This is a genomic window from Mariniflexile sp. AS56 (genome assembly GCF_030552475.1).
Lineage (GTDB): Bacteria > Bacteroidota > Bacteroidia > Flavobacteriales > Flavobacteriaceae > Mariniflexile.
In genome coordinates this window covers 21,708-42,487 of record NZ_JAUPED010000015.1, presented here as the reverse complement: position 1 = coordinate 42,487, position 20,780 = coordinate 21,708, and the positions used below count along the sequence as shown (strand labels likewise).

Sequence of the window (20,780 nt, the reverse complement as noted above, 5' to 3'; positions counted from 1 at the left end):
TTTATTCGTTATTCAAATCGTCTTCATCCCTACTCGGAATTGTTTTTGACACTCTATAAATACCAACCATTAATAGCACAATACCTCCAATTAAAATCGACTGACTTTGTTCTGTTCCGGTTTTGGCATAAATAGCCACTATAGCACCAAGCACTATAAAAATATAGTTTAAATATTTCATTATTAATATAGGAATTTAAAGTCCAAAATTACATCAAAAATTAGAGTTATTGAAGGCATCTGCAAAATGAATTTTGATAGCAAACCAAGACATTACAATTATAGGAAGACATTTTATAAAAATTATCACCGTATAAAACTTCAAACATGCTTATAATTTTTATAATTTTGGTTGCCGTTTAAAAATACAAAATGCAAGCTTTAGAAGATTATATGTTACCCTGCTTAAATAAAAAACTATTTGGTTTTGACTGTATGGGCTGTGGGTTTCAGCGTTCTTTTTTACTTGTATTTCAAGGCGATTTTGTTGCCGCTTTTTATATGTATCCTGCAATTTACACGCTTATTCCTTTGGCTTTTTTTATAATAGCCTCCTTCTTTTTAAAAATAAAATACGCTAACAAAGTTATAAATGCACTTGCAATTACATCTGTTATAGTAATAATTGTTAGTTTTATAATTAAGAACATCTAACACAAACTAACAACCAATTTATGAACAAAAATCTTAACACAACGCTCATTTACATACTATCAATACTAGGGTTACTATGCTGTTGCCTAGGTGGTTTTGGAATTGTATTTGCGGGTCCTGCCTACTATATTTCTCACAAAAAAATACAAGAAGCAGAATTAAACCCAGACGACTTTGAAGGTGATAAAAATGCTATGAATACAGCTAAAATAGTTGCCTTAGTAGTAACCATTATTTGTGCTATTACCTTACTAATTAACGTTTACGATTTATCTACGGGCGGTTTTGAAAAACGCAAAGATATTATCGAACAATTTATGGAAGGCTATCAAAAAGGCTTACAAGGTAATTAATTCAACCTTGTCTTTAAACATAAAAAAAGCGACCAATTGGTCGCTTTTTTTATATCTAAACATTTATAAAACTACTTTTCAAATTGTTTAAGTGTTTTAGTGATGATGTGGACACAGTCTAATAACTGCTCTTTAGTCATTACTAAAGGAGGTGCAAAACGAATGATATTTCCATGGGTTGGTTTTGCCAATAAACCATTATCGCGTAATGCTAAACAAATATTCCAAGCGGTATCGCTTTCTTCGCTATCGTTTATCACAATCGCATTTAACAAACCTTTACCGCGCACTAGGTTTATAATAGAACTTGTTTCAATAAATTTATTCAATTCACTTCTAAACAAGTTACCTAAAGCTTCAGCATTTTCTGCTAATTTTTCATCTTGAACAACCTCTAAAGCTGCAATAGCTACTGCAGCAGCCACAGGATTTCCTCCAAAAGTACTACCGTGGTTTCCTGGTTTAATAACATCCATAACGCTATTGTTCGCCAAAACCGCAGATACCGGATAAACACCGCCACTAATCGCTTTACCTAAAACTAAAACATCTGGTTTTACATTTTCATGATCTACTGCCAACAGTTTACCTGTACGCGCAATACCCGTTTGTACTTCATCTGCAATAAACAAAACATTATAGCTTTCGCACAATGCTTTCGCTTTAGCTAAATACCCTTCTTGTGGCACATAAACCCCAGCTTCACCTTGTATAGGTTCTACTAAAAAACCTGCTACATTGGGGTTGCTTTTTAAAGTAGCTTCTAAAGCTTCTAAATTATTGTATTCAATTTTAATGAAACCCTTTGTGTATGGTCCGAAATTTTTACGAGCCACAGGATCGTTCGAAAATGAAATAATGGTAGTGGTACGGCCGTGAAAATTATTTTCACAAACAATAATTTCAGCTTCATTTTCATCGATACCTTTTACCTCATAGGCCCATTTTCTACATAATTTCAATGCCGTTTCTACAGCTTCGGCACCCGTATTCATGGGTAATAATTTGTCGAAGCCAAAGAATTTACATGCAAATTCCTCATACTTACCTAACACATCGTTAAAAAAGGCACGCGATGTTAAGGTTAATGTTTGTGCTTGATGCACCATCGCATTAACAATTTTAGGGTGGCAGTGACCTTGATTTACAGCGGAATATGCCGATAAAAAATCATAATACTTCTTGCCTTCTACGTCCCATACAAAAACGCCTTCCCCTTTACTTAATACAACAGGGAGCGGGTGGTAGTTGTGTGCGCCATACTTGTTTTCTAATGCAATTACTTCTTGTGGTGTTAATTTTTCTAAAACAGCCATTTTAATTTAATTTAAAATTGATAAAATAACCATTCCTACTGTACCTTTATTCTTTCGAAGTGTTCGAAAAAGCAGCGTGGGAGAGAAATCATCCCCAGATAGACGTGCAAGTTACTAAATATTTCTGTAATTCAAATATTCAGAAAAGCATCAAAAATCGTTAATCAAAAATCGTAAATCGCAAATCGTTTCATTACTTTTGCAGCATGTCAAAAAGAAGAAAAAAGCAAGCGTTTACAAACGTTGAAGTTATAGATGCTGGTGCAAAGGGAAAAACCATTGCTAAAGCACCCGATGGAAAGGTTATTTTTCTATCCAATACCGTACCTGGCGATGTGGTAGATGTACAAACATTTAAAGCACGAAAAGCTTACTACGAAGCCAAAGCGACCGTATTTCATAAATTATCTGATAAGCGAACCACGCCTGCCTGCGAACATTTTGGCGTGTGCGGTGGTTGCAAGTGGCAAGATATGGGGTACGAACACCAATTGTATTACAAACAAAAAGAAGTCACCAATAATTTAACACGCATTGGGCATGTTGAATTACCAGAAATAACGCCTATTTTAGGAGCTGCTTCACAGTATTTCTACAGAAATAAAATGGAATTTTCTTTTAGTGATAGCCGTTGGTTAACACAAGAAGAAGTAGACTCTGATGCCGATTTAGGTGACAGAAACGCTTTAGGCTTTCATATTCCTGGAATGTGGGACAAGATTCTTAACATAAATAAATGTCATTTACAAGCCGATCCTTCAAACGCTATTCGAAACGCGGTGAAACAATTTGCGCTAGATAATGATTTTGAATTCTTCAATACCAGAAATCAAACGGGCTTATTGCGAACCATGATGGTACGTACTTCTAGTACGGGCGATATCATGATTGTGATTCAATTTTTCAAAGAAGATGAAGCCAAACGTATCATGTTGTTAGATTATCTTGCTGAAACCTTTCCGCAGATAACCTCATTACAATATATCATCAACGAAAAAGCGAATGATACTATTTACGATCAAGAAGTGGTTTGCTATAAAGGTCAAGACCATATTTTTGAGGAAATGGAAGGCTTGAAATTCAAAATTAATGCCAAATCGTTTTATCAAACCAATTCAGAACAAGCTTTTGAATTGTATAAAATAACCAGAGATTTTGCAGGTTTAACAGGTTCTGAACTTGTTTACGATTTATATACGGGTACAGGAACCATTGCTCAGTTTGTTGCAAAACAAGCTGATAAAGTAATTGGTGTAGAAGCGGTGCCAGATGCCATTACTGCTGCTAAAGAAAACGCACAATTAAATGGTATTAATAACGTTGAATTCTTTGTAGGAGATATGAAGCACGTTTTTAATGATGCCTTTATAGCGGCTCACGGGCAACCAGATATTATTATTACAGATCCACCACGTGATGGAATGCATAAAGATGTGGTTCAACAAATATTAAATATTGCACCTGCAAAAATAGTATATGTAAGCTGTAATAGTGCAACGCAGGCCAGAGATCTAGAATTGATGGATGCTATGTATAAAGTAACTAAAACCCAAGCAGTGGATATGTTTCCACAAACTTTTCATGTTGAAAATGTAGTGCTTTTAGAAAAACGATAGTAAGTTAAAACGTTGCCAGGTTTAAAAAATTTGATAGATTCACATCGATTAAACCCATCAACAAATAAACATATTAAAGAGATTGATGAAAAAAACAAATCTACTTTTTATTCTTCTAATTATTTCGGGAATAGGAATGACTACAAGTTGTGAACGTGACGACATTTGTCCGGAAAGCACCCCAACAACGCCTAGTTTAATTATAGATGCTTACGATATTGACGACCAAGACAGTAAAAAAAGCATCTCTAAATTACTAGTTGGCGGTATTGGTAACGATGCTGTTTTATCTGGATACACCATTGTATCTACAACTCAAATTGTTTTACCTCTAAAAACCGATGCTGACTCAACAGAATACGCCCTTATAAAAGACACTTTTGTAAATGATAATGGCACTACGGATGATACAAGCGATGATTATTACGATGGCAATATCGATATCGTTACCATCACTTATACACGAGAAGAAGTATATGTATCGCGTGCTTGTGGGTATAAAACCATTTATAAAAACGTAACATTTACCGTTGAACCAGATAGCGACAATTGGATAAAATCAAGACAACCTCTAAACGAAAACCAATCTGTAGAAGATGAAACAGAAACACATTTTAACATATTTCATTAGTAGCCTAGCGTGTATGCTTTTGTTTTCTGTGTCTTTAAACGCTCAAGAAGATACTAGTACAACTGCCGTTAAAGATTCTATTAAAATTAAAGAGAAATACGGACTTCGAGTAGGTGGAGATATTGGCAAACTAGTACGCTCTTTTATTGATGATGATTATACCGGGTTTGAAGTGATGGCCGATTTCCGATTAAAGAAACGTTTATACCTTGCCGGAGAAATTGGTATTGAAGAAAAAAACACAATTACTGATTATCTTGACGTAACCACCAGTGGAAGTTACCTAAAAGCAGGTATAGACTACAATTTATATCAAAACTGGCTAGACATGGATAATATGATTTATGCTGGTTTTCGTGTTGGTGCAAGTACATTTAGCCAAAACATTAATAGTTACAGTATTTATACAACCAACCCATACTGGTCACCACAGTATGCATCAACCGATGTACAAGAGTTTAATGGCTTAACCGCTTTTTGGGGAGAAATTATACTTGGTATTAAGGCAGAGTTGTTAACCAATCTCTATTTAGGCTTAAATGTGCAGCTAAAAATCATGGCAAGCCAAACAGAACCAAATAATTTCGAGAATGTTTACGTTCCCGGATTTAACAAAACCTACGACAGTAACGGTATAGGTGCTGGGTTTAGTTATACCCTTTCTTATAGAATTCCACTTTATAAGAAGGATAAATAGTCTTTTTAAAATTATATATATTTGTATTAAACATTCAATAATTAGTAATGCCTAAAAACACATACAAAATAGCTGTTCTTCAATTAAACTTGAACGACAAGCCCGAAAACAATCTAAAAAAATGTATTCAATGGGTAAAAGATGCCGCTAAACAAGGCGCCGAAGTTATTTCATTACCTGAATTATATAGCAGTCATTATTTCTGCCAAAGCGAAGATGTTGATAATTTCGCTTTCGCGGAACCTTTATACAGCACGTCCTTCAATGCGTTTAGTGCCTTAGCCAAAGAATTAGGCGTGGTTATTATTGTGCCTTTTTTCGAAAAAAGAATGGCTGGTGTGTATCACAACAGTGCTTACATTATTGATACAGATGGTACAGAAGCTGGTTTATATAGAAAAATGCATATTCCAGACGATCCGCATTTTTACGAAAAATTCTATTTCACACCGGGAGATATTGGCTTTAAATCATTTCCAACAAAGAAAGGAAATATTGGCACCCTTATTTGTTGGGATCAATGGTACCCTGAAGCTGCTAGATTAACGGCTTTACAAGGTGCCGAAGTATTATTTTACCCAACCGCTATTGGATGGCACCCACAAGAAAAAGCAGAATTTGGAGAAAACCAACAAGGTGCTTGGATGAACGTAATGCGTGGTCATGCCGTAGCAAACGGTGTTTATGTAGCCGCAGCAAATAGAATTGGATTAGAAAAATACCTACCAGAAACCAATGGTATAGAGTTTTGGGGTTCTTCATTTATTGCGGGCCCACAGGGTGAAATTTTAGCGCAAGCTTCCGTAGATCAAGAAGAAATATTAATTGCCGAAGTCGATTTAAATTTACAAGAAAATGTACGCCAGAATTGGCCATTTTTACGTGACAGACGTATTGATAAATATGGTGATATTACTAAAAGAGTCATCGATTAACATTCAAATAAAAAATTCCAAATTCCAAAAAAATTAGGATGAAAAATAACTGGATATTTCCTGCCGAATGGGAAAAACAACAAGGTATTTTATTATGTTTTCCTCACAATGGTAACGACTGGCCAGGGAAATACGAAGCAGTACAATGGGCTTTTGTTGAGTTTATTAAAAAAGTAGCTTCAGTAGAAGAGGTTATATTAGTAGTTGCTAGTGAAAAACTTAAAAGCAAAGTTTCGGTGCTGCTTGAAACAGCACATGTTAATATAGAAAATATAGCCTTCATTATCCACAAAACAAATCGCAGTTGGATGCGCGACTCAGGACCTATTGTTGTGAAAAACGGAACTTCCAGAAAAGCCATCAACTTTAATTTTAATGGTTGGGCAAAATACAACAACTACAAACTAGATAAACACGTACCCGCTAAAGTTGCCGAATTTTTAAACATTCCTTTAGAACAAGCTACTTATAAAGGCAAGCCTTTTATTTTAGAAGGCGGCGCTATTGATGTGAACGGAAAAGGCACCTTATTAACTTCGGAAGAATGCCTGCTACACCCAGACATACAAGTAAGAAATGAAGGTTTCACCAAACAAGACTATGAAGCTGTTTTTAAGGAATACTTAGGAGTTAGTAACGTCATTTGGTTAGGAGACGGCGTTGAAGGCGACGACACCCATGGACATGTAGATGATTTGGCGCGTTTTGTTAACGAGGACACCATTATAACCGTTGTTGAAAACGATACCAAAGACGCTAACTACAAACCGCTTCAAGACAATTTAAAACGCTTAGAAGCTGCCACTTTAGAAAACGGTAAACAGCCTAAAATAGTAACATTACCCATGCCCAAACGCTTGGATTTTGATGGTGTTAGGTTACCTGCTAGTTATGCTAATTTTTTAATTTTAAACAAAACGGTTTTAGTACCTACTTTTAACGATGCGAACGACCGTATTGCGCTAAACATTATTGCAGATTGCTTTCCAGACAGAGAAATTATTGGCATTGCTGCCACCGATTTTATTTGGGGTTTTGGCACTTTGCATTGCTTAAGTCAACAGATTCCTAAATAATATTTTTATCTTTTCATAAAGGGATTTGAAAATTTCATTTAGACAATTATATCCAAATGGGTTGCTATATTTATAGCAACCCATTTTTTTTTAAATAAAAACACCTTCAAAACACCCCCTATTTCCTATCCTCATTTCACAAAACACAGCCACTAGTTAATAGTCCCAACTTTACAAAAATGCATTTCATCGATTAAATTTGCATTTCACGGAATAAAAATATACATTTGACTCGGTAATACTGATTAGTCCCAAACTAAACTTAACCCTCTTGTGAAAAAATATTATACATCATTAAAAATGTGCACATATCTATTATGTGCGTTTCTTTCATTTAATGCCTTTTCACAGACTCAATCGTTTATCAAATCAAGCACAGAAAGTCTTAAACTATTTTTTGATAGTGATAATGATGGTGTTAACGACGATGTTGACATCGATGATGATAATGATGGTATTCCAGATGCCATTGAAGAAACGAATTGCAGACTAGCCTCTGGAGCTTCCAAAACAGATTATAAATTTATAAGTGAAACTTTTGAGGCCTATCCCGAGAGCAGAATAAGCTTTGTTAATGTATCTAACAATTCTGAAATTTTATATGAAACACAAATTGCAGGAACTTTAGCAAACATACCGGTTTCTTATAGTTTCCAGGTCATGAATACAGATGACAAGGATCAAAATTACACAACAACCGGGGCGACAAGTACCTATACACATAGAGATTTACCAAACCTTACCATAAACTTTTTAACACCAGATAGAGCGAGTATTATAGCTACTATCAATACCGGTGACATCACAAGATGTGGTGATACTTTCAACGCTACAGACCATACAGGAACCTATCCACACACTGCAGATTCTAGTTATAATACTTGTGAAACCTCTGTTTGGAACCAATTCACTCAACAATTTACCACTTCAGAAACAGCTTTTATTGTACAAATTGTAAATAACACCACAAATGGAAGTGTCATTAACTTTGCTATTGATACTATTCAAGTAAGACAAAGCCTTTGCGATACAGACAGTGATGGTATTGCAGATGTATTTGATTTGGATTCAGACAACGATGGTATTCCAGATGTAGTTGAAGGCAACCCAACAAGCGCTCATTTAAGTGAAGGCAAAGCAACTTTAACAGGCACCTCGAATTGGATTGATACGAATGGAAATGGTATGCACGATTCATTAGAATCTATTTTACCTATAAATTCTGATGGCGATGCGATTCCTGATTATTTAGATTTAGACTCAGATAACGATGGACTATTTGACATCGATGAATATGGAGTAATTAACACAAACAATCCAAACTTTCAAAATAGTGACGGCGACATTACAGGAAATGGTGTTGGCGATGGTGCTGATACTGAGAAATTCAGAAATAAAGATTCAAACAACGATGGCATTATTGAAGGTTTTGGTGATGGCATCTTAGATATTTTCGATTTCCACCAAGGAACTAATTATACAAATTCTTATGGAAACAACAGCCAAGGTACAGCCCCATTATACGCTTTAGATTCTGATGCCGATGGTATTCCAGATTACAAAGACCCCTATAATGATGTAACACTTACTTTTGATATAGAAACCGTTGAAATTTATGCCAATTTACCGCATACAGCAGGTGTTCTAGATAGTTTAGTGGATGCTGATGGCGATGGTATTATGGCCTCGCGAGATGGTGATGACACTCTATTTGGTTCGCCAAGAAATTTAAATGGAAGCTATAGTTTATACTTTGATGGTAGAAACGATTATGTGGAAGACACCAATATTATAAATTCTGGAGCCGCTACTTTAATGGCTTTTATAAAATATGGAGGTGAGAATACGGATACTACTAATCAAATTATTACTGGTCAAGACGATTTTTACATACAAATAAATAATAACACCAATACCATTACTGCTGTAAGTGAAGGCGTAAGCTTAACATCTACAAGTGTAGCTGCACAAGGAATTTGGATGCATGTAAGCCTCTCAACAACATCAAACAAAACAACATTATATATTAATGGTATTGAAGAAGCGAGTTCTACTTCTGGAGGTATTGCAAGTACTTCAAATTTTACCATAGGAAGTTCAGCTAATAAAACCCATTATTTTAAAGGTGAAATTGATGAAGTTAGAGTGTTTAACACCGCACTAACAACCTCTGAAATTAAAGCCATGGTGTATCAAGAACTAGATGACTCCAACGGTTTTAATCGTGGTAAAATAATTCCTGTAGACATTTCTACTTCAATCGGTTCTAGTTTAGTAAACTATTATAAAATGGATGCTTTTAAAAACAACATTTTAGACAACAAAAAAACGAGCACTATAGACGAGGTTACAGGTGCTAAAATGTACAATTTTAAAAATATATTTTTCCAAAAAGCACCACTACCCTATGTTACAAGTGCCGATGGCGATTGGACCAACACTTCAAATTGGTTACATGGCGATGAATGGGATATTGCTGCAAAACAAGACAACCCAAATGACGCATCTATTGTTCACATAAAACACAACATCAACTTAAACGGCACCTACCAAACACAAGGAATGACTGGCTTGATAGTCGATTTAGGAAAAGAATTTTCTATAGAAACGAGCAAAGGTTTATACAACAGTATGTACTTAAAAATAAATGGTTTGATTGATTTGGATAATGAATCTCAACTTATTCAAACCGATGGTAGTATTTTAGACATCGCTAGTACTGGTAAAATAGAACGCGACCAAAAAGGCATTAAAGACTATTTCACTTATGAATATTGGTCCTCTCCAGTAGGTAAAAGCAATACAAATAGCAATAACAACAGCTATAAAATGACCGATAACATTATTAAGAATGGCACCATCCCTAGTGACCCAAGTCGAATTACTTTTTTATCGTCAGGTTATAACGGTAGTGTTTCTGGCACCAATATAAGTGTTGCAGATTATTGGATTTGGAAATACACCAACAGTACAAGCAAATCCTATTCCTATTGGCAACATGTAAGACGTAACGGTACACTTCAAGCTGGCGAAGGTTTTAGTATGAAAGGGGTTGAACACACAAGTGGTTCTTTAACCCAAACACAAAATTACGTATTCAATGGTAAACCAAATAATGGTGATATCACCCTTAAAATAAATACTGGTAACGACTATTTAGTTGGTAACCCATACCCTTCTGCTATAGATGCTAATGAATTCATAAAGGACAACATGAGCGCTCTTGAAACAAATGGTAGAAACACACAGGGCAATGTGTTCAATGGAACATTATATTACTGGGACCACTTTGCAGGAAACACCCATATTACAGGAGAATATGAAGGTGGTTATGCGAGTTACACTCTAATAGGTGGCGTTCCAGCCATTAGTAATGATGTTCGAATTAATGCTACAGGAAGTTTAGATACGAAAACACCAGGTCAATACATTCCTATTGCCCAAGGGTTCTTTGTTTCTTCAATTCTAGACTCACAATTAGAAGGAAAATCACACCCTGTTGTTGGAGGTAAGTTAGTATTCAAAAACAGTCAACGCGCTTTTGTTCCTGAAGGAAGTACAGCTTCCATATTCATTAAAAGCACAAATACAGATAGTAAACAAGCAACCAAAAACGTTAATAACAGACAAAAAATAAGACTTAATTTTGATTCTCCGAAAGGATACCATCGCCAATTATTGGCTGGTGTAGATGAGCAGGCTACTAATAATTTCGATATGGGGTATGATGCACCACTTATTGAAAACAATAAAGAGGATATGTTCTGGGTGTTTGATGACACCAACTTTACTATCCAAGCGGTAAACAATTTTAATGAAACACAAGCACTTGCTTTAGGTATCAAAATAAATAAAGAAGGTATCGCTTCTATAAAAATAGATGCTTTAGAAAACATTCCCAACAACAGCATGATCTATTTACATGATAAAGAATTGAATATTTATCATGATTTAAAAGATGGTAAATATGATGTATACTTGCCGGTTGGTCAATACCTAAATCGTTTTGAAGTCGCTTTTTCTAAAGCCGATGCACTTAGTTTAGACACCAATGAGATGGATGCTGTACAAGTATATTATTCAAATGAAAACAGACATGTTGTTATAAACAATCCGGAATTAACCCCTATTAAATCTTTAGAAATATTGAACATATTAGGACAGTCCATTAATTCTTTTGAAATAAAATCAAATCAAAGTTATAGTGAATATTCCCCAAGTTATATACAAACGGGGACTTACATCATCAAACTAAAAACTGAGACGGGCATCGTTTCAAAAAAAGTAATTGTAAACTAAAGCTTCGAGTTAAACTAGTAGTCCCAAAATCTACATCTATATTACAGAAGCTTTATAAGGAAGTCCTAAATTAATTTTTAGGACTTTTTATTTTATATGATTTATTAATTCCTGAAGGGTCACTTTATGTTGCTCGCCAGAAATCATATTTTTTAATGTATACTTATTAGAAGCAACTTCCTCATCACCAACTAAAACTACAAACGGAATGTTTCGTTTATTCGCATGATTCATTTGTTTCTTCATCTTGTCTGTATCAGGATACAACTCTGTATAAATACCAACAGAACGTAATTCTTTAATGGCTTTCAAACAAAATAAAGCTTCTTTATCGCCGAAGTTAATAAACAAAACCTCAACGTTTTTATTCACTGTTTCTGGGAACAAACCTAATTCTTCCAGCACCAAATAAATACGATCTAAACCAAAACTAATACCAACGCCACTTACATTGTTTAACCCGAAAATACCGGTTAAATCGTCGTAACGTCCACCGCCACCTATAGAACCCATTTGCACGGTTTTTGGAGCAGCCACTTCAAAAATAGCACCAGTATAATAATTTAAACCACGAGCTAAAGTAACATCCAACTGTAAAGTGGCTGTTTTTAACCCTAATTCTGAAATAGCTTCGTTTATAAAAGATAGTTCTTCAATACCTTTGGTGCCTTCTTCAGAAGAAGATAAAATAGCTTTTAAAGATTCAATTTGTGTTTCAAAAGAACCCGACAAGGTAAATAAAGGCTGTAATTTAGAAATACCTTTTTCTGAAATCCCTTTAGAACGCATTTCCTCTTTCACCTTCGCTTCGCCTATTTTATCAAGCTTATCTAAAGCAACGGTAAAATCAATTAATTTATCTGAAGCACCAATAACTTCTGCTATACCAGCAAGTATTTTTCGGTTATTAATTTTAATAGTCACACCTTCTAACTTCAATGAAGAAAATACAGTGTCGTATAATTGTATAAATTCAACCTCTTGCCAAAGCGACTTGCTACCAACCACATCGGCATCACATTGAAAAAACTCTCTAAAACGCCCCTTTTGAGGTCTATCTGCACGCCACACAGGCTGTATTTGGTAACGCTTAAACGGAAATTCTATTTCGTTTTGGTGTTGTACTACGTAACGTGCGAATGGTACTGTTAGGTCGTAGCGTAAGGCTTTTTCTGAAATATTTGATGTCAGTTTAAGTGAATCTTTATTTATATAAGCTTGCTCATCTACCTTAGCTAAATAATCACCCGAATTTAAAATTTTAAAAATCAAGCGGTCACCTTCTTCACCATATTTTCCCATTAAGGTATCTGAATTTTCAAAACTCGGGGTTTCAATAGGTTGAAATCCAAAAGTTTCAAAACTACCACGAATGGTATTAAAAATATAGTTACGTTTTGCGACCTGTTCTGGATTAAAATCTCTGGTGCCTTTAGGAATGCTTGGTTTTTGAGCCATATTAACAACCTGCAAAAACAGGTATCTTTTTAATGATTATAAAATATTTTAAATGTGGGTTCCGCATCACAATATAACCTTTAGGTTTTAAGATGCTGAACGGCAAAAATAATTAATGAAAACGTCTTTCCGAGCTTTTCATTAGAAAAAAAGTGAAGCAACCTTATGGTGCCTATTATCAAATCACAATAAACAAGTTGCGTACCCAGCAATGGCGTAAACGATTAACAGATTGCTTCAGTCGTTCCTCCTTCGCAATGACGTTAATTTATCAACTCATGAAAATAACCAAACAACTCGCCTTTTGTAATTGAGGCACCTTGCTCAATCATTTTAAACTTATCTAAGTTTTTATCATCTGTATAGTCTTTATCTGCTTGTAAAAACTCAACACGTTCATCCATTAAATTTTCACGTAACCAATCATACCCCTTTTGGGTGGTAATATCTACCTCTGTATTTTTAACATTTACTACAATGGCTTTCATTTTCTTTTTTCCTAAACGGAATAAATACATATGTTGTGCCGAAAAATGTTCTAGATATTCTGCTTGGTTTAAAACACCTTCCCAAACTAAATCGCTAAAAACGTCTAGCTCTGTTTCGGCTAACTCTGGTTTATTCACTTTTAAATTCTCCCACTCATCAGCAGTAACAGATTGGGTCGCTAAAAAGTTTATAAACTCTTGGTGTAATTCTTCAAATTGCTCTTTTGTAAGTCTTGAATATTTCATGTTGCCCATTTAATCTCCCTTCGAGGGAGGCTTTATAATAACTTGGTTTTAAAATATAAAATTATAAAAAAAGCCCCAACTAGGTTGAGGCTTTTTTATAAATCTATTTAAAATTATTCAGCAGCTTGTGCGATAACTTCAAATTCTAAATCTACTGTTACTTCTCTGTGTAAACGAACTACAGCATTATATTTACCTGTACGTTTTACAGTTGTAACTGTAATGAATTTTTTGTCGATAGATTGACCTTCTTTAGCTAAAGCTTCAGCAATATCAATGTTATTAACAGAACCAAATAATTTATCGCCTGTTCCTACTTTCGCAGCTATCTTAATTTCTAAAGCTTTGATCGCTTCAGCAATCACAGTAGCTTCATCAACTATTTTCTTTTCTTTATAAGCTCTTTGCTTTAAGTTTTCAGCTAATACTTTTTTAGCTGAAATCGTAGCCATAATAGCTTGTCCTTGAGGAATTAAAAAATTTCTACCATAACCGTTCTTAACTGTTACAACATCGTCTTTAAATCCTAAATTTTCAACGTCTTGTTTTAATATAAGTTCCATTGTTATCGGTGTTTTTTATTTTAATAAATCTGCTACGTATGGCATTAAAGCTAAGTGACGTGCTCTTTTAACTGCAACAGATACTTTTCTTTGAAACTTTAACGAAGTTCCTGTTAAACGTCTTGGTAAGATTTTACCTTGTTCGTTTACAAACTTTAATAAGAAATCTGGATCTTTATAATCGATATATTTAATACCAGATTTTTTAAAACGACAGTATTTTTTCGCTTTGTTTGTGTCAATATTAAGAGGAGTTAAATATCTAATTTCTCCGTCTTTTTTTCCTTTTGATTGTTGTTCTATAGATGACATAATTAAGCTTTTTGTTTAAGTTTAACTCTTCTTCTCTCTGCCCAAGAAATAGCATGCTTATCTAACGATACCGTTAAATAACGCATAAAACGCTCGTCACGTCTAAACTCTACTTCTAAAGTATTGATAACTTCACCTTCAACGGTGTATTCAAATAAATGGTAAAAACCACTTTTTTTGTTTTGGATTGGATACGCTAATTTTTTTAGCCCCCAATCTTCTTTTGATACCATCTTAGCTCCGTTCGAAACAAGAAAATCTTCGTATTTCTTTACTGTCTCCTTTATCTGATCTTCAGATAAAACGGGATTTAAGATGAAAACAGTTTCATAATGATTCATAAAAATCGTGTTTATTGTTAAAATTGGGTGCAAAATTAGTCAATAAATACATATTACACAACTATATTTGCAGTATATTTTATCATATATTTACTACAAGGTATGTGTGTTAAAATTATGTTAAAATCAACAGTTTAACGATGTTATTTGGTTTTTAGCCGAATTTTTCGTACTATTGTCGATATCTTAACCGAAATAATATAAATGTTATGACTTTAAACTGTGTAGTAGTAGACGATTCAGCAATACAACGTCTCTCTATTGTTAAGTTAGTAGAGAACCACCCCGCTCTTAACTTAATAGCAGAGTACAGTAGTGCCTTAGAAACCAAAAATGGTTTAAATACTCACCAAGTAGACTTAATCTTTTTAGACATTGAAATGCCAGTGCTAAACGGATTCGAACTTTTAGATGTATTAAACAACAAACCACAAATTGTTTTTGTAACTGGTAAAACCGAATATGCTTTTAAAGCATTTAATTACGATGCTACCGATTATTTACACAAACCAATTACTAGAGAACGTTTTAATGTTGCTGTTGAAAAAGCCCTTGAGCAGCATAAATTAACTCAAGATTTTAATGAAGAAGAAGGTGAACACATCTTCGTAAAAAGTAATCTTAAAAAACGAAAAGTTTACATTAAAGATATTAAGTGGATTGAAGCCCTTGGTGATTATGTAAAACTAGTTACAGAAGAAAACAGCTTAGTAGTACTTTCTACTATGAAATCTTTTGAAAAAGAATTACCTGAGAATAAATTTTTAAGAATTCACAAATCCTATATTGTGAACCTAGATAAAATTGACAGGTTTAACAGCAAAAATGTTGAAGTTGGTGCTTATGAAATTCCTTTAAGTAGAAATAAAAAGACCCAACTGGTCGACGCTTTAAATAATATTTAAATGTAACCTACTTAGTTAAAAGTTATCTACATTTAAAATCACTTTAACCGACCGAAAATCTTTTACACTCAAGAAGCTATTATTTATTTTAATGATAGCTTCTTTTGTTTTTCCTAACGATTGCTTTTTAGGAATCTTCACCAAGATATTTTTATGGAACTGATTTCTAATTCTAGCAATAGGCGGCGATTCTGGCCCTAAGATATTATCTCCAAACACACTACGAAGCGCTTTAGCATACCAAATAGAAGCCGTATCTACCCGAGCAAAATCTTTATGCTTTAACGTGATTTTTATTTGCTTATATATAGGAGGGTATTTAAAATTATAACGATCATTCATTTGCTCGTTATACATATCTATATAATTATTAGAGGAAACTTGCTGAAGAATATTGTGATGTGGGTTATACGTTTGAATTAACACTTTACCACGTTCTTCGGTACGCCCTGCCCTACCCGATACTTGAAGCATTAATTGAAAACTTCGTTCATGAGCTCTAAAATCTGGAAAATTCAACATATTATCAGCATTCATAATCCCTACTAATTTAACATGTCTAAAATCTAAACCTTTGGTTAACATTTGAGTACCCACCAAAATATCGATTTCCTGTTGCTCTAGGGCCGTTATAATTTTTTCATAGCCATATTTACCACGCGTGGTATCTAAATCCATTCTAGCTACTTTATAATCAGGAAACAGAAGCTTTACTTCAGCCTCTATTTGCTCGGTTCCAAAGCCCTTATTATCCAATTCCGTACTTCCGCAGGCCGCACATTTTTTCCGCATCATTTCAACAAACCCACAGTAGTGACAACGCAATTGGTCGCGATATTGGTGATAGGTTAAACTCACATCGCAATTAGGACATTGCGGCGAATGCCCACAGGTATTACATTCTACAATGGGCGAAAACCCACGACGGTTTTGAAACAGTATAATTTGATGACCATCACGAAGCGTCTCAGTCATTTCTGCAATAAGACGGTCGCTAAAGTGACCCTTCATGCGTTTCTTTTTCAACTTATCCTTAATATCTACCAACTCGACATCGGGCATTAAGACATCGTTATATCGTTTAGTTATTTCAACAAAACCGTATTTATTTTGTTTTGCATTAAAGTAACTTTCTAAACTAGGCGTTGCCGATCCTAAAAGTGTTTTTGCGCCATGAATGTGCGACAAAACAACCGCCGTATCGCGAGCATGGTACCGTGGTGCCGGATCAAATTGTTTGAAAGATTGTTCATGTTCTTCATCTACAATTATTAATCCTAAATTATTGAACGGTAAAAAAATGGAGGAACGCGCACCTAATACAATTTTCGCTTTCGCGGAATTATTTAAAACATGGTTCCAAACCTCAACCCGTTCATGCGATGAATATTTAGAATGAAATACCGCCACTTGTTCGCCAAAATAATTTTGTAAACGCGTTATTAATTGCGCTGTTAAGGCTATTTCTGGTAATAAATATAAAACCTGTTGCCCTTTACTTAGAACATCTTCAATAAGTTTTACATAAACTTCGGTTTTTCCTGAAGAGGTAACACCATGAAGCAACACTACCGATTGCTCCTTGAACGACTCTTTAATCTCAATTAAAGCAGTATTTTGGTAGTCATTTAAGCTTTTCGAATCCTCATTCTCATCACCCGAATACTGAACACGATCGGTTTGAATAAAATATTCTTCAAGTACACCTTTATCTATCAACGATTTAATAATAGAGGCTGATGCACCACTTTCTGTGGATAAATCTGCGACTTTTACAGGCTTCTTTGTTGTTGCCGAAACAGAGAACAAGGTTAAAATAACTTGATGCTGTTTTGGCGCTCTACTTAAATCTTCTAATAATTTCTGAAGCGCTTCTTGCGAAGCGTAATGCGTATGCAACTTGACATAACGCACTAATTTAGGTTTGTATTTTTCGTATATTTCTTCTTCAACAGCAATCGCTTCCTTTTCAATTAATCGTTTTATTACCGGAAGGACATTCTTCTTATCTAGAATATTAGCTATATCATGAATTTTTAAAGAAGACTGGTGCTGCAACGCTTCATAAACCAAAAACTCATCATCTTTTAAAATAGATTCATCTATAGCTTTACTGTGCTTAGTAATTACGGTCTCACTCTCCAGAACAAAAGCACTTGGTAAAGCTGCCCGCATCACATCGCCCAAAGTACACATGTAATAATTAGCCATCCATTGCCATAAGCGCAATTGTTTTTCATTCACAATAGGGCCGTCATCTAATATTTGATGAATCTCCTTCGCCTCATAAGCTGCTGGTGGATCTGTATGAATTTTGGCTACAATACCCGTATAAATTTTAGATTTTCCGAAAGGAACAGACACGCGCATACCAGGTTGCAGAAAATCGGCTTCAGAGGTTGTAATACTATATGTAAACAACTTTTGAAGCGGTACCGGTATGATGATGTCTATAAAATGATTCAAAGTTTAAAAGTTTCGAGTTACTGAAGCCGCAGACGAATATAAAGCAAAAATACAAACTTCTAAAACCCTAACTAACTTAGTTTATAATAAAAAGGACCACCGTAAAAGGTGATCCTTTATAAAACAACTACTCCTTGTAAAAATTATTCTTTAACAATTTTAAAACTAGCCGAACGATTATGGCTATTCAGGTGTAAGATATAAACCCCTGATGATAAAAAACCCAAATCTATCTTGTTAAGATTTGAAGTACTCTCGAAAACTTTTCTTCCATTAAAATCATAAATAAAGGCCTTCTCAAAAGGAATATTTAATGAAGAAGACAACTCAATAGTATTTAAAAATGGATTTGGATGAATAATTGTTGATTTAAAAAAACTTTCATCAACACCTAAAGAACCGTCTATTTTAAATAAAGCTGTATCGTAAATTGACCAGTCACCGCTCGTATCTCGAACCCTAATATAAAATACGTGATCTCCTTCTGCCAAACCTGCCGAATTTACGCTTAGAACTTGTGATTTTTCTGAAGGATTACCAAACACAACCGCCGTACCATTTCCAACACCAGGATCACTATCTATAAAATATTCTGCATTTGAAACTTCGTCTGGTGAAAAATCAAAATCTTTAATATAGATGATTTGTCTATCATACAAACTCCATTTTCCAGAAGAACTTTGAGTTCTTAAATAAAAACTATGAAACCCCTCCGTTAATCCAGTAACTGGTATAGAGAATGTTTGTGTTAACTGCCCTGAATTGGCATCAACAGCTAATCCTGTTCCATTACCAATACCAGGATCCAAATTATAGAAATACTCTGCCGCGGTTACATCAACAGAATTAAAATTTTTAATATAGAAGTGTTGTCTATCAAATAAACTCCAATCTCCATTGCTACTTAAAGTTCTAACGTACAAATTATTCAAACCGTCGGCTAAACCGGTAATAGGTATCGAATATGTTTGTGTTAATTGTCCCGTATTACTATTTACTGTTAATGCCGTACCATTACCAATACCTGGATCTGTATTATAAAAATATTCAGCAGACGTTATGTTCGTCGTTATAAATCTTTTAATATAAAAACGTTCCCTGTCATATAAACTCCATTTACCACTACTATTAAATGTTCTAACATACAGACTATTAAAGCCATCTGTTAAACTCGTAATAGGTATAGAAAAAGTTTGTATTAACTGCCCCGTATTACTATTTACAGCTAAGATTACACCATTACCAACACCTGGGTCTGTATTAAAAAAATACTCCGCAGACGATATGGTTTGAGCCGTTCCATAAAAGCTAAATAGTAATATACAGGTATAAATTAAAACCTGTTTCATTTTTAATTAGCATTTGTATTGATAGTTACACTTAAATTAGCTCCCGGTGCAATTCTATCTGTAATATTGGTGATTTTAACCGTAGGAATCCCATTGGTATACCCAAGGTTGTTAAATACAAATGGGCTCCCATCGTAAAGCCCCATATCGACTCCTCCTGCACCGGAACCTATTGCTAATGAACCCGCTTGAAGGTGATAGTCGTCCATTTCAGCTTCATATAAGCTATTATTGTTACTTTCTACAAACTGAGGATTTTGATCGTTTATATTATTCGTTCCTGCCAAGGCAGTAATACTTCCTGAACCCATATTATAACTTAGGCAATTTTCAAAAACAACTCCAGCCGAATTGGGATCAAAATTACTATTAGTATTATAATAAAAAATATTATTTTGAACTGTTATACTACCTGTTGTATCATTCGCATTATTAATTGCAAAAGCAGGGTAAGGCCCTAGAAAAATATTATTTTTAATGGTAACTGATTGATGATTTTTCAAGCCTATATAATACAAGATAATATTATTAGAAATAATAGCATTTGTAAAGTTATTACTCGTTGAACTTAAACCAGAAGTACCTATTTGATAAATTATATTTCCTCTAATTATAATATCATCAACCCCCGCAGAATTAAACGTCATAGTACTTTTAATATAGCAGTTTTCAACTATAATACCGCTTAACACATTTGTGTTATTTGTATAAAAATCATCCGTTAAATGAAGTCCACTAAATTTACTGTTGGAAGCATTATTTAGTAAAACAATATCGGTAACTAGTGTTTGTTTTTCTGTACCCAGGTGTGAATATCCAATTAAGGTTATCTCTTTATCTATATTAACATTTCCGTAATTAATTTCAGAAGGGTGTATATAAATAACATCTCCGCTACTTGCTGCGCTAATGGCGCTTTGCAAATTTGAGTATTGCGCGTTACTGCCTACCGAGTTATCAACAGTAATTGTGTTTTGTGCCTGACATAAGCTAGCGATACTTAATGCCGCACTTAAAAGTAAATGTTTTGTTTTCATTGTATATAATTATTAATTAATAGCCAATTTTAAAATGC

The 20,780-nt window shown here is 34.3% G+C and carries 19 protein-coding genes; 9 read left to right on the top strand and 10 right to left on the bottom strand.

Going from position 1 to position 20,780, the window contains the following annotated elements; all coding sequences use genetic code 11:
• Nucleotide 1: 1 nt before the first annotated feature.
• Nucleotides 2–181, bottom strand: coding sequence for an LPXTG cell wall anchor domain-containing protein (locus tag Q5N74_RS15725; RefSeq protein ID WP_304389942.1), 180 nt, complete (start codon nt 179–181; stop codon nt 2–4).
• Between the two features lie 191 nt (nt 182–372).
• Here Q5N74_RS15725 and Q5N74_RS15720 point away from each other — a divergent pair, with 191 nt between their 5' ends.
• Nucleotides 373–654, top strand: coding sequence for a DUF2752 domain-containing protein (locus Q5N74_RS15720; RefSeq protein WP_304389941.1), 282 nt, complete (start codon nt 373–375; stop codon nt 652–654).
• 20 nt (nt 655–674) lie between these two features.
• Nucleotides 675–1,007: a CCC motif membrane protein gene (locus Q5N74_RS15715; RefSeq protein WP_304389940.1), complete on the top strand. Its 333-nt coding sequence runs from the start codon at nt 675–677 to the stop codon at nt 1,005–1,007.
• Between the two features lie 71 nt (nt 1,008–1,078).
• Here Q5N74_RS15715 and rocD read toward each other — a convergent pair whose 3' ends face one another.
• On the bottom strand, nt 1,079–2,323 hold the full coding sequence (rocD, locus tag Q5N74_RS15710) for an ornithine--oxo-acid transaminase (protein ID WP_304389939.1): 1,245 nt from the start codon (nt 2,321–2,323) through the stop codon (nt 1,079–1,081).
• Nucleotides 2,324–2,529: 206 nt separating this feature from the next.
• Between rocD and rlmD the strand changes: the two genes are divergently transcribed.
• The 6 genes from rlmD to Q5N74_RS15680 all read left to right on the top strand — a co-directional run bounded on the left by rlmD (nt 2,530) and on the right by Q5N74_RS15680 (nt 11,577).
• Nucleotides 2,530–3,939: a 23S rRNA (uracil(1939)-C(5))-methyltransferase RlmD gene (gene rlmD / locus Q5N74_RS15705; protein WP_304389938.1), complete on the top strand. Its 1,410-nt coding sequence runs from the start codon at nt 2,530–2,532 to the stop codon at nt 3,937–3,939.
• Between the two features lie 85 nt (nt 3,940–4,024).
• Nucleotides 4,025–4,570 (top strand): DUF6452 family protein, encoded by a 546-nt coding sequence (locus tag Q5N74_RS15700; RefSeq protein ID WP_304389937.1) that lies wholly within the window; start codon nt 4,025–4,027, stop codon nt 4,568–4,570.
• Nucleotides 4,536–5,267, top strand: a complete 732-nt coding sequence (locus Q5N74_RS15695; protein WP_304389936.1) for a DUF6048 family protein — start codon at nt 4,536–4,538, stop codon at nt 5,265–5,267. Before Q5N74_RS15700 ends, Q5N74_RS15695 begins: the two co-directional genes overlap by 35 nt.
• 47 nt (nt 5,268–5,314) lie before the next feature.
• Nucleotides 5,315–6,202 carry a carbon-nitrogen hydrolase gene (locus Q5N74_RS15690; protein ID WP_304389935.1) on the top strand — a complete coding sequence of 296 codons (888 nt, stop codon included), beginning with the start codon at nt 5,315–5,317 and terminating at the stop codon, nt 6,200–6,202.
• 38 nt (nt 6,203–6,240) lie between these two features.
• A complete protein-coding gene (locus Q5N74_RS15685) occupies nt 6,241–7,278 on the top strand; it encodes an agmatine/peptidylarginine deiminase (RefSeq protein ID WP_304389934.1) in 1,038 nt (345 codons plus the stop codon).
• A 300-nt stretch (nt 7,279–7,578) separates the two neighbouring features.
• Nucleotides 7,579–11,577 carry a LamG-like jellyroll fold domain-containing protein gene (locus Q5N74_RS15680; protein WP_304389933.1) on the top strand — a complete coding sequence of 1,333 codons (3,999 nt, stop codon included), beginning with the start codon at nt 7,579–7,581 and terminating at the stop codon, nt 11,575–11,577.
• 87 nt (nt 11,578–11,664) lie between these two features.
• Here the strand turns inward: Q5N74_RS15680 and hisS are convergent, their stop codons facing one another.
• The 5 genes from hisS to rpsF all read right to left on the bottom strand — a co-directional run bounded on the left by hisS (nt 11,665) and on the right by rpsF (nt 14,985).
• The gene (gene hisS, locus Q5N74_RS15675) at nt 11,665–13,035 is read right to left on the bottom strand and encodes a histidine--tRNA ligase (protein WP_304389987.1); all 1,371 of its coding nucleotides are present in this window, start codon (nt 13,033–13,035) and stop codon (nt 11,665–11,667) included.
• 263 nt (nt 13,036–13,298) lie between these two features.
• A complete protein-coding gene (locus tag Q5N74_RS15670; RefSeq protein WP_304389932.1) occupies nt 13,299–13,769 on the bottom strand; it encodes a DUF6495 family protein in 471 nt (156 codons plus the stop codon).
• A gap of 113 nt (nt 13,770–13,882) precedes the next feature.
• The gene (rplI, locus tag Q5N74_RS15665; RefSeq protein ID WP_304389931.1) at nt 13,883–14,332 is read right to left on the bottom strand and encodes a 50S ribosomal protein L9; all 450 of its coding nucleotides are present in this window, start codon (nt 14,330–14,332) and stop codon (nt 13,883–13,885) included.
• A 15-nt stretch (nt 14,333–14,347) separates the two neighbouring features.
• On the bottom strand, nt 14,348–14,647 hold the full coding sequence (gene rpsR, locus Q5N74_RS15660; protein WP_304389986.1) for a 30S ribosomal protein S18: 300 nt from the start codon (nt 14,645–14,647) through the stop codon (nt 14,348–14,350).
• A complete protein-coding gene (gene rpsF / locus Q5N74_RS15655) occupies nt 14,647–14,985 on the bottom strand; it encodes a 30S ribosomal protein S6 (protein ID WP_304389930.1) in 339 nt (112 codons plus the stop codon). Before rpsF ends, rpsR begins: the two co-directional genes overlap by 1 nt.
• 209 nt (nt 14,986–15,194) lie before the next feature.
• Here rpsF and Q5N74_RS15650 point away from each other — a divergent pair, with 209 nt between their 5' ends.
• Nucleotides 15,195–15,890: a LytTR family DNA-binding domain-containing protein gene (locus Q5N74_RS15650; RefSeq protein WP_304389929.1), complete on the top strand. Its 696-nt coding sequence runs from the start codon at nt 15,195–15,197 to the stop codon at nt 15,888–15,890.
• A 15-nt stretch (nt 15,891–15,905) separates the two neighbouring features.
• Here Q5N74_RS15650 and priA read toward each other — a convergent pair whose 3' ends face one another.
• The 3 genes from priA to Q5N74_RS15635 form a co-directional block, all read right to left on the bottom strand.
• Entirely contained in the window at nt 15,906–18,356 is a 2,451-nt protein-coding gene (priA, locus tag Q5N74_RS15645; protein ID WP_304389927.1) for a primosomal protein N', read from the bottom strand.
• Between the two features lie 143 nt (nt 18,357–18,499).
• Complete coding sequence (locus tag Q5N74_RS15640) at nt 18,500–19,705, bottom strand: T9SS type A sorting domain-containing protein (protein WP_304389926.1); 1,206 nt, start codon at nt 19,703–19,705, stop codon at nt 18,500–18,502.
• A gap of 2 nt (nt 19,706–19,707) precedes the next feature.
• Entirely contained in the window at nt 19,708–20,742 is a 1,035-nt protein-coding gene (locus Q5N74_RS15635) for a hypothetical protein (protein WP_304389925.1), read from the bottom strand.
• Nucleotides 20,743–20,780: the final 38 nt, after the last annotated feature.

What these genes read in the sequence shown, in the direction of transcription:
- Q5N74_RS15690 (WP_304389935.1), top strand. Translation starts at nt 5,315, where the DNA reads ATGCCTAAAAACACATACAAAATAGCTGTTCTTCAATTAAACTTGAAC.
- rplI (WP_304389931.1), bottom strand. Translation starts at nt 14,332, where the DNA reads ATGGAACTTATATTAAAACAAGACGTTGAAAATTTAGGATTTAAAGAC.
- Q5N74_RS15670 (WP_304389932.1), bottom strand. Translation starts at nt 13,769, where the DNA reads ATGAAATATTCAAGACTTACAAAAGAGCAATTTGAAGAATTACACCAA.
- rpsF (WP_304389930.1), bottom strand. Translation starts at nt 14,985, where the DNA reads ATGAATCATTATGAAACTGTTTTCATCTTAAATCCCGTTTTATCTGAA.
- Q5N74_RS15695 (WP_304389936.1), top strand. Translation starts at nt 4,536, where the DNA reads ATGAAACAGAAACACATTTTAACATATTTCATTAGTAGCCTAGCGTGT.
- Q5N74_RS15635 (WP_304389925.1), bottom strand. Translation starts at nt 20,742, where the DNA reads ATGAAAACAAAACATTTACTTTTAAGTGCGGCATTAAGTATCGCTAGC.
- Q5N74_RS15720 (WP_304389941.1), top strand. Translation starts at nt 373, where the DNA reads ATGCAAGCTTTAGAAGATTATATGTTACCCTGCTTAAATAAAAAACTA.
- Q5N74_RS15715 (WP_304389940.1), top strand. Translation starts at nt 675, where the DNA reads ATGAACAAAAATCTTAACACAACGCTCATTTACATACTATCAATACTA.
- rocD (WP_304389939.1), bottom strand. Translation starts at nt 2,323, where the DNA reads ATGGCTGTTTTAGAAAAATTAACACCACAAGAAGTAATTGCATTAGAA.
- Q5N74_RS15680 (WP_304389933.1), top strand. Translation starts at nt 7,579, where the DNA reads ATGTGCACATATCTATTATGTGCGTTTCTTTCATTTAATGCCTTTTCA.
- Q5N74_RS15650 (WP_304389929.1), top strand. Translation starts at nt 15,195, where the DNA reads ATGACTTTAAACTGTGTAGTAGTAGACGATTCAGCAATACAACGTCTC.
- Q5N74_RS15685 (WP_304389934.1), top strand. Translation starts at nt 6,241, where the DNA reads ATGAAAAATAACTGGATATTTCCTGCCGAATGGGAAAAACAACAAGGT.
- Q5N74_RS15700 (WP_304389937.1), top strand. Translation starts at nt 4,025, where the DNA reads ATGAAAAAAACAAATCTACTTTTTATTCTTCTAATTATTTCGGGAATA.
- hisS (WP_304389987.1), bottom strand. Translation starts at nt 13,035, where the DNA reads ATGGCTCAAAAACCAAGCATTCCTAAAGGCACCAGAGATTTTAATCCA.
- Q5N74_RS15640 (WP_304389926.1), bottom strand. Translation starts at nt 19,705, where the DNA reads ATGAAACAGGTTTTAATTTATACCTGTATATTACTATTTAGCTTTTAT.
- Q5N74_RS15725 (WP_304389942.1), bottom strand. Translation starts at nt 181, where the DNA reads ATGAAATATTTAAACTATATTTTTATAGTGCTTGGTGCTATAGTGGCT.
- rlmD (WP_304389938.1), top strand. Translation starts at nt 2,530, where the DNA reads ATGTCAAAAAGAAGAAAAAAGCAAGCGTTTACAAACGTTGAAGTTATA.